Annotated in this window: 15 protein-coding genes; 12 read left to right on the top strand and 3 right to left on the bottom strand. The window is 47.1% G+C overall.

Annotated elements, in window-relative coordinates:
* Positions 1-61: 61 nt before the first annotated feature.
* Entirely contained in the window at positions 62-1,042 is a 981-nt protein-coding gene (yidC, locus tag FC34_RS02845) for a membrane protein insertase YidC (RefSeq protein WP_057893868.1), read from the bottom strand.
* Positions 1,043-1,128: 86 nt separating this feature from the next.
* The gene (locus tag FC34_RS02840) at positions 1,129-1,410 is read right to left on the bottom strand and encodes an acylphosphatase (RefSeq protein WP_083479210.1); all 282 of its coding nucleotides are present in this window, start codon (positions 1,408-1,410) and stop codon (positions 1,129-1,131) included.
* Between the two features lie 108 nt (positions 1,411-1,518).
* Here FC34_RS02840 and FC34_RS02835 point away from each other — a divergent pair, with 108 nt between their 5' ends.
* The 12 genes from FC34_RS02835 to FC34_RS02780 all read left to right on the top strand — a co-directional run bounded on the left by FC34_RS02835 (position 1,519) and on the right by FC34_RS02780 (position 12,579).
* On the top strand, positions 1,519-2,280 hold the full coding sequence (locus FC34_RS02835) for a TrmH family RNA methyltransferase (RefSeq protein ID WP_057893866.1): 762 nt from the start codon (positions 1,519-1,521) through the stop codon (positions 2,278-2,280).
* An 85-nt stretch (positions 2,281-2,365) separates the two neighbouring features.
* Complete coding sequence (locus FC34_RS02830) at positions 2,366-2,863, top strand: HD domain-containing protein (RefSeq protein ID WP_057893865.1); 498 nt, start codon at positions 2,366-2,368, stop codon at positions 2,861-2,863.
* 179 nt (positions 2,864-3,042) lie between these two features.
* On the top strand, positions 3,043-3,402 hold the full coding sequence (locus FC34_RS02825; protein ID WP_057893864.1) for a winged helix-turn-helix transcriptional regulator: 360 nt from the start codon (positions 3,043-3,045) through the stop codon (positions 3,400-3,402).
* A 340-nt stretch (positions 3,403-3,742) separates the two neighbouring features.
* Positions 3,743-4,789 (top strand): phenylalanine--tRNA ligase subunit alpha, encoded by a 1,047-nt coding sequence (pheS, locus tag FC34_RS02820; RefSeq protein ID WP_057893863.1) that lies wholly within the window; start codon positions 3,743-3,745, stop codon positions 4,787-4,789.
* Between the two features lie 6 nt (positions 4,790-4,795).
* Positions 4,796-7,207, top strand: a complete 2,412-nt coding sequence (pheT, locus tag FC34_RS02815; protein WP_057893862.1) for a phenylalanine--tRNA ligase subunit beta — start codon at positions 4,796-4,798, stop codon at positions 7,205-7,207.
* 82 nt (positions 7,208-7,289) lie between these two features.
* Entirely contained in the window at positions 7,290-8,447 is a 1,158-nt protein-coding gene (mltG, locus tag FC34_RS02810; protein ID WP_057893861.1) for an endolytic transglycosylase MltG, read from the top strand.
* Positions 8,448-8,519: 72 nt separating this feature from the next.
* A complete protein-coding gene (gene udk / locus FC34_RS02805) occupies positions 8,520-9,158 on the top strand; it encodes a uridine kinase (protein ID WP_057893860.1) in 639 nt (212 codons plus the stop codon).
* Between the two features lie 86 nt (positions 9,159-9,244).
* On the top strand, positions 9,245-9,721 hold the full coding sequence (greA, locus tag FC34_RS02800; protein ID WP_057893859.1) for a transcription elongation factor GreA: 477 nt from the start codon (positions 9,245-9,247) through the stop codon (positions 9,719-9,721).
* Between the two features lie 137 nt (positions 9,722-9,858).
* Positions 9,859-10,578: a cell wall-active antibiotics response protein LiaF gene (liaF, locus tag FC34_RS02795; protein WP_057893858.1), complete on the top strand. Its 720-nt coding sequence runs from the start codon at positions 9,859-9,861 to the stop codon at positions 10,576-10,578.
* Positions 10,575-11,642 carry a sensor histidine kinase gene (locus FC34_RS02790; RefSeq protein ID WP_057893857.1) on the top strand — a complete coding sequence of 356 codons (1,068 nt, stop codon included), beginning with the start codon at positions 10,575-10,577 and terminating at the stop codon, positions 11,640-11,642. The genes liaF and FC34_RS02790 overlap by 4 nt, the downstream gene beginning before the upstream one ends.
* Positions 11,639-12,283 carry a response regulator gene (locus FC34_RS02785; RefSeq protein ID WP_057893856.1) on the top strand — a complete coding sequence of 215 codons (645 nt, stop codon included), beginning with the start codon at positions 11,639-11,641 and terminating at the stop codon, positions 12,281-12,283. Before FC34_RS02790 ends, FC34_RS02785 begins: the two co-directional genes overlap by 4 nt.
* On the top strand, positions 12,280-12,579 hold the full coding sequence (locus tag FC34_RS02780) for a HesB/YadR/YfhF family protein (protein ID WP_057893855.1): 300 nt from the start codon (positions 12,280-12,282) through the stop codon (positions 12,577-12,579). Before FC34_RS02785 ends, FC34_RS02780 begins: the two co-directional genes overlap by 4 nt.
* 93 nt (positions 12,580-12,672) lie before the next feature.
* On the opposite strand, the gene FC34_RS02775 is transcribed toward FC34_RS02780, so the two are convergent.
* Complete coding sequence (locus FC34_RS02775; protein WP_057893854.1) at positions 12,673-15,297, bottom strand: YfhO family protein; 2,625 nt, start codon at positions 15,295-15,297, stop codon at positions 12,673-12,675.
* Between the last annotated feature and the right edge of the window lie 85 nt (positions 15,298-15,382).

The following is a 15,382-nucleotide window of genomic DNA, read 5'->3' as shown; positions in this document are numbered from 1 at the left end:
AATTGTTTCTAACTATAGAAAAAGCCTGATGACGAATCATTTGTCATCAGGCTTTTTTGATTTAATTATCGTGTTTTGCTTTGCGTTTGCGATTCATTTCAGCGATCGAGTCAAGTGAACTTGAGTTTGCTGCGGGTGCGGTACCGTCAGTTGTGGCAGTGGCCGCTTGACCCATATGATCGAAGGTGTGTTCATCCACGACGATTACTGGCGGATTCTTGACCATATCTTCATCCAATTGCTTGCGGATACTTGGCGTAATGATGTAAGTGACGATGACTTGTTGAATCAAGACAATCACACCACCAGCCAAGAAGTATAAACCAAGACCAGCCGGGGACATCAGACAGAACACAAATGTCATCCCAGGGGACAGCCACATGGTTGTTCGCATAGCTTTCTTTTGGTCGTCCGAGACCCCTTGGAGCATGATGAAACTTTGGACCACATACAAGAGGGTAGCGATGATCGTCACAATCATATTTGGTGTCCCAAGGTGAACGCCGAAGAAATTACTGCCAGAAATGTCAGGGGAGTACGCAATCGATTGATAAAGACCAGAGAAAATTGGGAGCTGAATCAATAGGGTTAAGCAACCCATGGAAGGAATCATACTGGTGCCATTTTCCTTATAGATTCGCTGCATGTACTGGTTGACCTGAATCTGATCTTCTGGTGTCGCCGCCTTTTTCATCTGGGCTTGGACAATGTCCAACTGTGGTTTGAGAACCTTTGCCTTCTCTTGTGAGATGGTCATTTTGCGTTGTTGGTTCAGCATCAATGGTAAAAGAATCATGCGAACCACGAAGGTGATGATTAAAATAGCGAACCCGTAACCATTGGTCCCACCAAAGAAGGAGGAAATCCATTCCATTAATTGTTGCATTGGCTGGGCAATGTATTTGTACATTGAGCCATACAAGAAGCCTGTTGGCGGCTTAGGATGGCCGGATTTATCAACGGCCCCTTGGGCACAGGCCGCTAGAAAGAGTGCGAGGCTAGACACACTAGCAAGTGTGAGCCACTTTTTGAGTTTTTTCATTATGTAGACAAGTTCCTCTCATCAGTATCGCCTCTAACTATACTGTAAGGCTTAACCGGTTTCAACCGGTCTTGCGACTGAATTTCTCAGCCCACAACGCGGAAGTCATGCCAGTTCGGCAGTGGTGATAGCGGTTCGGTGGTGAAATTGTCCACGCGGCCACTAGGCGTGGGGCTAGCCTTAATCGCAGCGGTGAATCGAGCCAACATGTCTGATTCGCCAATCGCTTCTATATAAACGTCACCATTGTCCAAGTTCTCAACCGTCCCAGCAATATGGAGTTTATCTGCAACCATCTTCGTCATCCAACGAAAGCCGACCCCCTGAACGCGGCCGCTGACGGTTATGCGGGTGCCAATTCTTGCCAAAGTCATCACTCCTTACCCTTTTCCTCTAGTTTAGCATAATGACACAGGAACTATGGTATACTTACGGGCAGGCTAAACGTCAAATGACGTTTACGAGAGGGGAAAATTATGGAATATATTGAATCACCAAAGAACGATCACATCAAGCAAGCTAAAAAACTGACTACCAAGAAATATCAAAAACAGACAGGGGAATACCTGTTGGATGGCTGGCATCTGGTGCAAGAAGCCTTGGCCTCAGGTCAAACGCCTAAACGCATTTATGCGACCGAGAAGTTTATTAATGAGCGCGATTTGAAACCTTTTTATGATCAAGTCACAGAAATTTCGCCGGAAGTAGCCAAATCTCTTAGCGACACCCCAACCCCACAAGGTATTTTTGCCATTATGCCATTACGTGCACAGAAACTACCTAACAAATTATCAGGACAATTCTTGCTGTTAGATGGGATTCAAGACCCCGGTAATGTTGGGACTTTGGTCCGGACTGCTGATGCTGCGGGTGTCCAAACTGTGGTTTTTGGTAACGGTACTGCTGACGCTTTCGGTCCTAAGGTCCTGCGGGCAATGCAGGGCAGTCAATTTCACCTGAATATCGTCACCGCAAAGCTCGCCGATGTCGTGAAGGGACTTCAGGCCGCTGATATTCCAGTCTTTGGGACTGAATTAAATCCTGACGCAGTGCCTTATCAATCTGTTGATGCCCAAACTCAATTTGGACTCATCGTTGGTAATGAGGGTAACGGGATGCAGCAAGCCTTGCTTGAAGCAACCGATGCCAACTTGTACATTCCCATCAAGGGTGAAGCTGAATCACTGAATGTTGCCATTGCGGCCGCGGTAGTCATGTTTCATTTGGTCGGTGCCTAAGTTTTTATTAAGGGTGTATACGAATTCATAAAATGCTGATATACTTTTGTTGTGTTGAGTTGAAATGCACAAAAGGAGCTATTGAATGTCCGAGAAGAATAATTGGATGAACGATTCCGAGTATCTCCAACTGGTTCAAGACTTACTTGACCAACCCGAAGTCCAACAATTAGCGAATTACACACAGCATCACTACTCAAATCGCCTTGAGCACTCGATTAGTGTGTCGTATCAAAGCTATAAACTAGCGAAGAAATGGCACCTGGATTATCGTGCCACAGCAAGGGCGGGTTTGCTTCACGATTTGTTCTATTATGATTGGCGGGAAACCAAATTCAGTTTGGGGACGCACGCCTATGTGCATCCCCGGGTTGCATTGCGTAATGCGGAGCGGCTCACTGACTTAAGCCCACGGGAGAGGGACATCATCATTAAACATATGTGGGGTGCGACTATCGGGTTACCAAAGTATCCTGAAAGTTACATTGTCTCTTTGGTTGATGATTATGCCGCAATGGACGAGGTCGTCGTCCCTTGGTGGCATAAGTTGCGTCAACGCCTCCACTTAAATTTCTCAAACTAAGCTGATATTAGCAATCACGTTATTTAAAATAGTTGGACCAGTTGAAACGATAACTGGTGCCGGCTATTTTTTTGTTTGAAAACGTGTGATTTGGATAGGGGTTGTTTTTTTAAGTTAAACAGTTATACTTATCACTATCAAAAGGTAAGTGCTTTTTAAAATTCAATGAGGTGATAGCAATGGCCGAAGCAGTGACAGCTGATTGTACGCAGGAATCCACTCTGGATTTATGCCCCAAGTTTCAGCAAACATTTACGATTCTTGGTAAGAAGTGGAATGGTCTGATTCTTGAAGTGTTACTCCAAAATGGTGCTTCTCGATTCAAGGACATTGCCCAGTCAGTAGCCAAGTGCTCTGATCGGGTGTTGGTTGAACGTTTGAAGGAACTGGAAGCTAGCGGCTTGATTTCCCGCCAAACACATACCGATTCCGCTTTGATCGAATACGCCTTGACTGACAAGGGTGAGGGCTTGCGTCCAGTGATGGATGCCGCTCACGTTTGGGGCGACGCGTGGATTTCTGATGCAGAATGCAACTAAGTTTGACGAAAACGACTTTAGGGTCGTTTTTTTGTTGGCTTGACTATTGCGCTGAATTTGCTATGCTAGAAACAATTAAATCAAGTAAAAACGTTGATGAAAGCACAAGTCACTAGGCAAGGCAGGGAAGAGCATTCCTAGACTGAAAAATGCTCATTGTGGACCGACTTGTTTTCACTTTCGGAGTTGACTCTTGAGGTGGTCTCACTGAGGGGGTTCCGGTTTCGACCGTTATGTTGTTGAGTGCATGTCCACCAGTGGATGTGAACAAGGGTGGTACCGCGATACTTCGTCCCTTTTTAGGGACGGAGTTTTTTTATGCAAAAAAAGGAGGATTATGATGGATTTAAAAGCCAAGTTAGAAGCGTTAGCTAAGCAAAACCATGATCGCATTCAACAGATTGGCACGTTGGCCGAATTAAATGACGTGCGCATCAATTTGCTCGGTAAAAAAGGTCCAATTACAGAAGTCTTACGGGGCATGAAGGACTTGGATGCCCAGGAACGCCCCCAAGTTGGGGCCTTTGCCAATAAGATTCGGGATGATTTGACTGAAGCGATTCAAAGCCGTAAGGAACAATTGGAACAGGCTCAAATTCAGCAACAACTGGCTGCTGAAACGATTGATGTGACCTTACCGGGTCGGCCTATTCAGCGGGGAACGAGCCATGTCATTACCCAAATCATGGATGACTTGGAAGAATTCTTCATGGGGATGGGTTATCAAGTGGTGTCTGGGCCAGAAGTCGAAGAAGATCATTATAACTTTGAAATGATGAATATTCCCGCCAATCATCCTGCTCGCGACATGCAAGATACCTTCTATATCAATGATGAATTGTTGATGCGGACGCACACCAGTCCGGTGCAGGCGCGGACGCTTGAAAAGCATGATTTCAGCAAAGGTCCTCTGAAGATGATTAGTCCCGGCCGGGTTTACCGTCGCGATACTGATGACGCCACTCACAGTCACCAGTTTCACCAGTTAGAAGGCTTGGTCGTAGATAAACATATTACCCTGGCCGACTTGAAGGGCACTTTATTGGCCATGGTGCGCCATGTCTTTGGTGCCGACCGTGAGATTCGGTTACGCCCCAGTTATTTCCCATTTACAGAGCCTTCCGTCGAAGTGGATGTCACCTGTTTCCGTTGTGGTGGGGTCGGCTGCCCAGTCTGCAAGTATACTGGCTGGATTGAAGTTCTTGGCGCCGGGATGGTTCATCCTAACGTGCTACGGGCTGCGGGCGTTGATGCCGATGTTTATGGCGGCTTTGCTTTTGGTTTAGGTCCTGATCGGTTCGCGATGTTGAAGTATGGGATTGACGATATCCGCAGCTTCTACCAAAACGACTTGCGCTTCTTATCACAATTTCAACGGGAGGGTTAAACACACATGGATGTCTCATATGCTTGGTTACAAGAATTAGTCGACGTGCCCGTTGCGCCAACAGAATTAGCTGACAAGGTCAGCCGCACGGGGATTGAAGTTGAAAGTATTAAACGTTATGCCGACGGTTTAAAGAAAATCGTCGTTGGACACGTGTTGAGTCTTGAACCACATCCGGATTCAGACCACTTACAAATCGCTCAAGTTGATGTTGGCGAGGACGAACCTCGTCAGATTATCTGTGGCGCGCCCAACGTGGGCAAAGATCAATATGTGATCGTGGCGCTTCCAGGAGCGCGGATTGCGGATAACGTCAAAATTAAAAAAGGCAAAATCCGCGGCGTGGAAAGCCTGGGAATGATTTGTGCCTTACAAGAAATTGGTTATCCAGAAAATGTCGTTCCAAAGGCGTACGCCAACGGCATTTATGTCTTTAATGAAGCTATCAAGCCAGGCAGTGATGCGCTAGAAGTCTTAGGCATGAACGATACCATCTTGGATTTTGAAATCACGCCGAATCGCGCTGACGCCTTAGGGATGCGCGGGGTAGCCTGGGAAGTCGGTGCCACTTATGGGAATGTGCCACATTTCACCGATGAATCCATTCAAGAATCTGGCCAACCAATCACGGATTTATTGACCGCTGAAGTGGCCGATGCAAAGGATGCCCCAAGCTATCAACTGCGCGTGGTCCAAAATGTGCAGGTCAAAGAAAGTCCCTTGTGGTTGCAACGGCGATTATGGAATGCCGGGATTCGGCCAACAAACAATATTGTGGATATCACTAACTACATCATGTTAGCTTACGGCCAACCGATGCATGCCTTTGATTACGATAAATTGGGCACAGGCAAAATCACCGTCCGTCGCGCCACTGATAAAGAAAGTTTGACGACCTTAGATGGCAACGACCATGAATTGAATGATCAAGACATCGTCATTACTAACGGGAAAATTCCCGTCGCCCTGGCCGGCGTTATGGGTGGGTTAAGTACGGAAATTACTGAGTCCTCGCAAACAGTGGTTTTAGAAGCCGCAGATTTTGCGCCAGTGAATATTCGTAAGACCGCCCTTAAGTACAATTTGCGCTCCCAAGCTTCTTCTCGTTTTGAGAAAGGCATCGATGTCGGCAGTATTAATCAGGCGCTCGATGAAGCGGCTCGATTAGTGGCTGAACTAGGGACGGGCGATATTGCGCAAGGTGTGGTTGCGCCGACCAACATTAAAGCTGAAGATACCATCATTAATATCACGCTGGACCGGATTAACCATGTTCTAGGGACTGAATTATCCGCGGAAGTGGTTGAGAAGATTTTCAATCAACTGGGCTTTGGTACTCGCCAAGAAGATGGACTGTTTACCGTCTCGATTCCATCCCGTCGGTGGGATATTGCAATTGAAGCCGATTTGGTTGAAGAAGTTGCTCGCATATACGGGTATGACGACCTGCCAAGTACTTTACCAACGACCACGCTGACCCTTGGGGCGTTAACACCGGTGCAAGCTCGATTGAAACGCAGTCGCCAATTGCTCGAAGGTGCCGGCCTCACCCAAGCGATTACCTATGGGTTAACTAGTCCTGAGAAGGCCAGCCGATTCATGCTACATGATAGTTTGGTGACACAGGTCAGTTTCCCAATGACCACTGACCACCAGACGCTGCGGATGAATCTGGTTTCTGGTCTCTTAGATACCATCGCGTACAATGTAGCCCGCAAAGAAACTGATCTCGCACTGTACGAACAGGGCCGCGTCTTTGTGAAGACCGGGGACCAAGTTCGGCCAGATGAACGGGAATATATTGCCGGGGCAGTGACTGGCAATGTGCAATTAAAAGACTGGCAACAACCTGCTCAAGCCGTTGATTTCTTCACGGTTAAAGGCATTGTCGAGAGCTTACTGGCTGATTTCTCCTTGGTTAGCCCAATTAATTTTGAAGCTGATGCAAGTGATGATAATATGCATCCCGGTCAAACAGCAGCCATCTTCCTAGGCACAGATAAAATTGGGATGGTTGGGCGACTTCACCCTGCATTTGAGAAAGCCCAGGGGTTACCAGCCACTTTCATCTTTGAGTTGGACTTGGAACCATTGATGGCAGCTGATAAAACCGAAATCATTGCGCAGCCAGCACCAAAGTTCCCATCAGTGACTCGGGATATGGCCTTGTTGGTTGATAAGCAGGTGACGAACGCACAGATTGAAGTTGTCATTGCAGCCCATGGTGGTGCTTTCTTGAAGGCTGTCACATTGTTTGATGTGTATGCTGGGAAGGGGATTGCTGACCACCAGAAGAGTTTGGCCTACACCTTAACCTATCGGCGGGACGACCAGACCTTAACCGAGGATGAAGTGAACGCTGCTTTTGATCAAGTTTTGGCCCATCTTATCGAAGAATTGAATGTAACAATTCGTTAAAATCAGGACCCGACGTCGCTTTTTCACGCCGGGTCTTGTATAATGTTGACAGAATTCCTTGATGAAGTAGGAGGTTGCCGTCTTGGCAAGTCAAAAGCAAAGTTCCTTGGATCATGATAAAAAATCACGCCGAACCAGTGAGAAGAAAGTGGTCAACAAGATTGTTCTCTGGATTGTGGGCATCATGGTGGCGCTGTTGGTCATCATTGGGTTTATGGGTTATCGCTACGTGGATTCAGCCCTGCAACCGGTCGATTCAAAAGCGACAGATTCCATTAGTGTCAAAATTCCCATTGGTTCAACTAGCAAGGATATTGCCAGTGCTTTAGAGAAGAAACATGTGATTAAGAGTGCGACCGTTTTTAATTACTACGTGAAGTTCCACAACTTCACCGACTTCCAAGCCGGTACCTATGAATTTACCCAGGCAGATACCTTGGATGACATCATTAATGAATTGCGCCAAGGTGGCGATGCCGGAAGCGTCAACGCTGTGACGCAGGTTCTGGTTAAAGAAGGGGTTACTATCTCAGATATTGCGAAGTCACTGGACAAAGTGACCAAGAAGAATCCTAAGATTTCCGGCGCCAAGTTCTTGGCTTTGATGAAGGACAAGGATTACTTTGAGAAGCTAGAGAAGAAGTACCCTAAGTTACTGAGCTCAGACCTAGCAGCTAAAGATGTGCGCTACCATCTGGAAGGCTACTTATTCCCAGCGACGTATGGTGTTTCTGCGAATGAGAGTCTTGAATCACTTGTCGATACAATGGTCGAGAAGACTGACAGTGTGATGCAATCATATTATGGCAGTATTAAAAAGCAAGGTTACTCGGTTCAGGAAGTTATGACATTGGCCAGCTTGGTTGAACGCGAAGGCGTGACCGAACAATCACGGCGAACCATCGCCGGTGTCTTTCTCAATCGATTGGCCATCAATATGCCTATTCAATCGGATATTACCGTAATGTACGCTTTGAATACACATAAGACGCATCTGACGAACAAAGATACGAGTGTCGATTCGCCGTACAACCTTTATAAGCACACGGGCTATGGGCCCGGGCCGTTCAACCAGCCAAGTTTACAGTCAATTCGGGCCGTTTTGAGTCCAACTGACCGTGATAAGAATTATCTATACTTCGTGGCTAACTTGAAGACCGGTGAAATCTTGTACGCGACGACGCGTGAACAACATGATGTTAATACGGCCAAGTTTGCGTCCGATAACGGGACAAACTAAGTGCCATCCAGCACAATATGGACATTGAACCTGGGCCAAAACCCCGGGTTCTTATTTAGGGGAGGAACTAGTTTGGCGAACCAAAAACCAATCGTGATTGGGGTGACCGGCGGCTCGGCCAGTGGTAAAACCAGTGTCAGTCGCGCGATTTTCGATCACTTTTCGGGGCACTCATTATTATTGCTCGAGCAAGATGCCTATTATAAGCACAGTGATTTGCCGTTTGACGAACGCAAAAAAATCAACTATGACCATCCATTGGCGTTCGATACACCGCTGTTGAAGGCTCAGTTACAACAACTGATAAACCGGGAAGCGATTGAGAAGCCTGTCTATGATTATGCTGATCATAATCGCTCCGACAAGGTGGAACATGTCGCGCCAAAAGATGTCATCATTCTTGAAGGTATCTTGATTCTTGAGGATGAGAGTCTGCGTGATTTGATGGATATCAAAGTATTCGTGGATACGGACGACGACATTCGGATTATTCGCCGGATTAAACGCGATTTGATTTCTCGCGGTCGAACCCTGGACAACATCATTGACCAGTATTTGACCACTGTGAAACCGATGTATCATCAATTCGTTGAACCCACGAAGCGCTATGCCGACATCATCGTGCCAGAAGGCGGCGAGAATCAGGTGGCCATCGATTTATTGGTGACCAAAATCAAAGCAATTTTGGCTGAGCGCGGCTTAGAAGAATAATTCATTCGCCAAATAGTGGTTGACATTGTTTACAATTATTTTTAACATGACTCACGTGATACAAAATGACAGCGAGGTAAAACATTATGGCAGATAAAGTCTTTCCAATGACCGCCGAAGGCAAGGTTAAGCTGGAGGAAGAGTTAGAAAATTTAAAATTAGTTAAACGCCCAGAAGCAATTGAACGGATTAAAGTCGCCCGCGGGTTCGGCGATTTATCGGAAAACTCTGAATATGAAAGCGCCAAGGACGAACAAGCAGCCCTTGAAACACGGATTGTGCAAGTTGAGAACATGCTCCGTTATGCGCAAATCATTGATGCAAACGCTGTGGCTGCAGATGAAGTGTCCTTGGGTAAAACCGTAACTTTCGTTGAAGTCGGCGATGATGAAGAAGAAAGTTACACGATTGTGGGCGCAGCTGAAGCCGATGCCTTCAATGGCAAGATTAGTAACGACTCACCAATTGCCCAGGCCCTAATCGGCAAGCATCAGGGTGAAAAGGTCGATATCTCGACCCCAGGTGGCACCATGACTGTTGAAATTACCAAGGTTGAAGGCTAATTGCCGGATAAAAGGCTGTGATCAAACAATTTAGTTTGGTCACAGCCTTTTTAACCATCAAAATCGGACTTCCGGCGCATACTATTTCGATAGGGAAACGCTATAATAAAAGCAAGATTAATTGAGGAGGTCGACCGATGTCACAGCGCTGGCAGATTTTTATTTTACTTGAAGGACTTTTGGGTCTCTTCTTCTTATATCAAATGTTCACCACGCCAGTTGCATTGGCCATGACCATCATCGGTGGCCTACTGCTTCTTTGGGGCACAAAACGTCATTTTGGCCGGCGAGTGGCGTTATTAGTCGGGGGCGTGTTATTGACGCTTGCTGTCGCAACCAATGCGGCCATCTGGATGATGTTGGCCGTAGCGATGATTTTTTTTGCCACCTCCATGTGGGGGGCCAATCCGGCTGGCACTTGGCCAATGCCCTGGGTTCAGAAGCACTTCCTAACTTTAAAGACTAAAGAGCCGCCTTTGCGCAACGGCAGTCGGACCCGCCATGCTTGGTTTGGGGACACGACAATTGGGGATCAGGCTTTTGCTTGGGATGACATTAACATGACTGTTTTCTCAGGGGATACCATTATTGATCTGGGTAACACACTGTTGCCCCCCAATGACAATGCAATTGTGATTCGTAAAGGCTTCGGCAAGACCCGGATTCTGGTGCCTATTGGCGTTGGTATTGAAATCAACCATTCGGCCATTCATGGTCAGCTACATGTCAATGGGGTTGATTATTTGATGCAAAATGAAACTTTGGTGCAATATTCTGACGACTTTGATACTGCGCCGCGTCGGATCCGCTTAATCACGTCCACCATTGTAGGTGATGTGGAGGTGATGTTCGTATGACTCGACGACGAATTTTGGGATTGTTTTCTTGGATTGCCTTGCTCGTCTTTGCGGTTATGCTTGGGGTTGTCTATTTGGTCCTGTCATTAGACCATCAGACTGCGCATTATTTTGATCGCTTGCTACAAACTGTGCTCGCCGCCCCGCTAATCGCCTATTTGGGAGTGGCAGCTATTGTGGTTGCAGGGATTGCTAGTCTGGTGATCTCAGTTGATTTACGAATGCAGCAGAATCAGATGAGTAAACGGCTGACCTTGTTAGCTGTGGGCCAGTATGAAGCGCCGTTACTGGCGAAGCAAAAGCAAGCAACCACAACACTTGGCCCTGAGATTGCAACGACGCTTGAAACCTTACGCCAAAAAATGATACGCTTACAACGTGAGATTCAGCGCTACAGTAATGTCCCTGTACGTGTCAGTGGGGAAAGCAAAGAGGAAATATTGGAGCAGGAACGGCACCGATTGGCCCGCGAACTGCATGATTCTGTTTCCCAGCAATTATTTGCAGCAATGATGATGCTGTCTGCGCTCAGTAGTGTGGTCACACAGCAGGATCCAGATTCGACTTATCTGTCACAGTTGAGCACCATCGAAAGTGTTATCAATGAAGCTCAGGCAGAAATGCGAGCGCTGTTGCTTCACTTGCGGCCAACCAATCTTGAAGGGAAATCCCTTAAAGATGGGATTATTTCTCTCCTCAAGGAACTGCAAACTAAAATCAAAATTGAAATTAACTGGAATTTAGAAGATGTCCATCTTGATGCCGCTGTCGAAGACAATTTGTTTCGGATTGTTCAGGAGCTATTAAGTAATACATTGCGGCATGCTAAGGCCAAGTCGCTGGAAGTTTACCTCAAGCAAGTCGACCAAAACGTTATTCTACGAGTCGTCGATGATGGTGTGGGTTTTGATGTCAAAACTGCCAATGAAAACGGGAGTTATGGCTTACAGAATATACAAGAACGGGCGACCAGTATTGGTGGGACTGCGAAGGTGATTAGTTTCAAAAATCAAGGCACGAGTATCGAGGTGCGCGTTCCCGTGACGAAGGATGTTGGAAAATGATAAAAGTATTGATTGTTGATGATCATGAAATGGTGCGCCTGGGTATTTCCACATACCTAGGCGTGCAACCTGACCTGGAGGTGGTGGGCCAGGCCGAAAATGGCCAACAAGGCCTTGATATGGCGTTGGCTTTGAAACCGGACGTTATTTTGATGGATTTAGTGATGCCTGAGATGGACGGCATTACCGCCACCCAGAAAATCTTAGCCGCCTGGCCGCAAGCGCGAATCATTATTTTGACTAGTTTTATTGATGATGAAAAGGTCTATCCTGCTATTGAAGCCGGGGCGGCGAGTTATATTCTCAAGACAGCCACCGCAGACGAAATCGCAGCAGCGATTCGGCAAACAGCCGCTGGTGAATCTGTGCTGGAACCGGAAGTGACCACCAAGATGATGAATCGGATGGCCAATCCACCGCAGCCGGCGTTATATGACGATTTGACGAACCGCGAACGGGAAGTGTTGCAATTGATTGCCCAGGGCAAGTCGAACCAAGAAATTGCTGAGACCTTGTTTATTACCCTCAAGACCGTGAAAACGCATGTGTCGAACATTCTGGCCAAACTGCAGGTTGAAGACCGCACGAAGGCGGCAATCTATGCGTTTAAACATGGCTTAGTGAAGGAGGATCAATCATGAGCATCACTGTAACTGACGAGGCTAGTCGCTGGTTTCGATCCGAGTTGGATCTACCTGCCTCTGGTGCCGCGATCCGTTTCTTTGGTAAAGTTTATGGCAAGACTAACGTCCATGATGGTTTTAGTGTTGGGATGACCCGGGATGATCAACCGACCCAAGTGATTACTGAAACTGAAAAAGACGGCGTTCGCTACGTTGTCTCTGACAGTGATGCCTGGTTTTTCAATAATCTGAATCTGACTGTGGATTTTGATCCGACAAAAGATGAACCGAAATATATCTTTGAAAAGCTTTGATTGCTGTGACATTTAAACAAAATGCGGTAATTAAGTGGACACAAAGAGCCTGTGACTCGCCAGAATATGGCAGGGTCGCAGGCTCTTTTTTTGTTATCGTTTGTGACGTTTGAAATGGCGGCCGGGTTTAGGGCTAAACAGCCACCATAGGCCTGTAATCGTCAAACTGGTCACAGATATCATAAGTCCCAGGTTGAGATAAGGTGGCCAATAACTAAAGTGAATCACATGCTTACCAGGTGTGAGCGCGATGGTTTGAAATAAACCAAGAGCTGTCTTAGTGTTGTGCGGCTTACCATCGACAGTCACATGCCAGCCAGGTGCTGCTGGAATGGTGGTCATGAGCACTTGGTGTGACTTGGCGACAGTGACTGTGCCTGTTAAACTGCGACTATTGGTCTGAGTGACCTTGAGTGGTTGTTGTCTCAGTGAATTCAGGTCGCTGACGGTCTGTGCGCGATCAAGGCGGTATAGGGCCACATCCCGAAAGTCTAGACTGGAATTATTCAAAGTGATTGTCAGGCTTTGGGATTTGTTTAACGCGCTGGGAGTGACATTGAGTGCGACAGTGTCACGGAAAGTGTCATAGACCGGAACCGCTTGGCCATTGAGTGTAATACTGGCCGCGTTGTCAGTAAAGGCGCGGCCGATGGTCAGGTAGTATGGATCACTGGTTGTCGCAGTGAAGTGGAGGGTGATGCTGGCTGTTTTGGTCAACGGATCCTTGGTATACGTGATCGTGGTTCCGTTGGTTTGTTTTTTGACGCCCTTGGTCGAAGTTGTGGTGGTGACGCGACTAAACAGCGGTTGGTAAGCCCGGCCGGTGAGATCGGCCAAGATTTGTTCTTGATTGGCCAATGGCGCGTCAGCAAAAAGATTCGTTTTGAGAATATTGGCACTCGCCATGAAGCCGATCCCCAAAGCATAGGGATTCTCATACAAGGCGAGATTGCTAGTTTTGCCAATGCGTTCGTAGTCGTTGAAGTCAGGTCGAGCTGAAACACTCGGCAAGAAGGCGCCACTGAGACCAGATTGGAGCTGCGGGGTCCGATCGATGAAGTATTTGAGATCCAGTAAGGCATCTGTAATCAAGGTGCCATCGGTATAGGCGACAAACCCGTCGCCTGCAGGCTGACCAATTTCGCCGTAAAACGCCGGCACGGCTGGTTCAAACATTGAATTGAATTGATCGGTACCATTGTACCCGATCTGCATGGCGTCATTTTTAGTGCGCAAAACGGTTTTGCCCACGCGATAGAAACTCGAATCATTTGGCAATTCATTGACCGCTTGGCGAAGGCTCTCGGTATAGGTGTGGTAATCCGAATGGCTGACATAACTCAGTTGATTGAGCGTCAAGACTGCATTGGTTGCCAGTTCAATCATCCCAACCAGGGCAAACAGCCTCGGGCCCAAGTGACTTTGGGCATTGTATAACGTCAGCATAATCAGGGTTAAGCCCATGAAGCTCAAAGTAATAATCAGTTGTGGGGTATCAAGATAGCTGAAATTATCGAGATTCAAACCCACGTACAAGCCCAGACTGACAGTAGCAACTAATAGAACCAACATTTGAACGGTGCTCAGCCCATCGGGCAGGAATTGTAGACCTCGAGCAGCCAAGAGAATTAACCAGAAAGTGACCACAAACGAGAACCGATACGGATACCACACGGGAAATTGCATCCCGTGCCAAAGTAAATCGAGGGGCTCAAACATCATCGAAAAAATTAAAAATGCGCTCCACAGACCAGCAGCTAATTTTTCCTGCCAACGAATGCGCTTAGCCAGGAAATACACTAAGGCGAGTAAGAGCACGACACTCCCGACAAAAATATTGGGTTGGCCACTAGGCATTTGGTCAAAATTAAATGAGCCGGTGATTAGTTTCCCAAAAATTTTGGCGGGGGCGTACTCCAATTGCCAGTGAATGGTTTTAACCGTGTAGGTTCCCTTCGACTGGGTCAGTTGAAAGAAGGTTGGTAGTAACAGCCAAGCACTGATACCTGCAGCAACCAAGGAGGCCCCGACAAATTTCACACCACGGCGGACAAATGCTCGCCAGGATTGCCAGTCGCGAACACTAGCATAGAAGAAATAACCAATAACAAAGAGGCAAATCATATAACCCATGTAGTAATTAACAATCAAGGCTACAGTTAGCCACAACATGTATTGCCCCGGGAAACGATTCGGTAAGCGGTCAATCCCGAGGGCCACCAAGGGGAGTAAGATGGCCCCATCTAGCCACATAATGTTGAGCTGATTGGCCAACATCCACCCAGACAACGCGTAGGCGAGGCCAAATAAGAGCAGCCACCATTTCTGGACGTGGTGATGGCGTAAGTAGATGGCCATTGTCAAACTAGCTGCGCCATACTTGAGTAACGTCAGCACGACAATGCCAGAATCCAGCATGCCCTTAGGGAAAAGCACAAGGACTAAGTTGAACGGGCTCATCAGATAATAGGTCCAAACGCCCAGCATGTCGCCACCAAGGGCTTTGTTAAAACTATAGAGAAATTGGTCTGGATGGCCTAGAATCGTTTGTCGAAAATAACTATAGAAATCAATATACTGTTGGCCTAAATCAACGGTTAAGATACTTTGGTTGCCAAAGGGAAACACCCCTCGAGCCGCAAAGTAACTGGCCATAATGACAATTGGTAATAAAAAAGCGGCCCCAAACCAGGGCCATTGGGTGCGTCGTGTGTGCATAGGATCCTCCAGACAAAGTGACAGATGAAGAGTGGTTAAAGCTTTTATAAACCATGAGAACCGGTAACATTCACCTGCTAAGTAA

Origin of the sequence: Lacticaseibacillus brantae DSM 23927 (assembly GCF_001436115.1) — a bacterium.
Lineage (GTDB): Bacteria > Bacillota > Bacilli > Lactobacillales > Lactobacillaceae > Lacticaseibacillus > Lacticaseibacillus brantae.
This window is presented reverse-complemented; position numbering and strand designations above follow the sequence as displayed.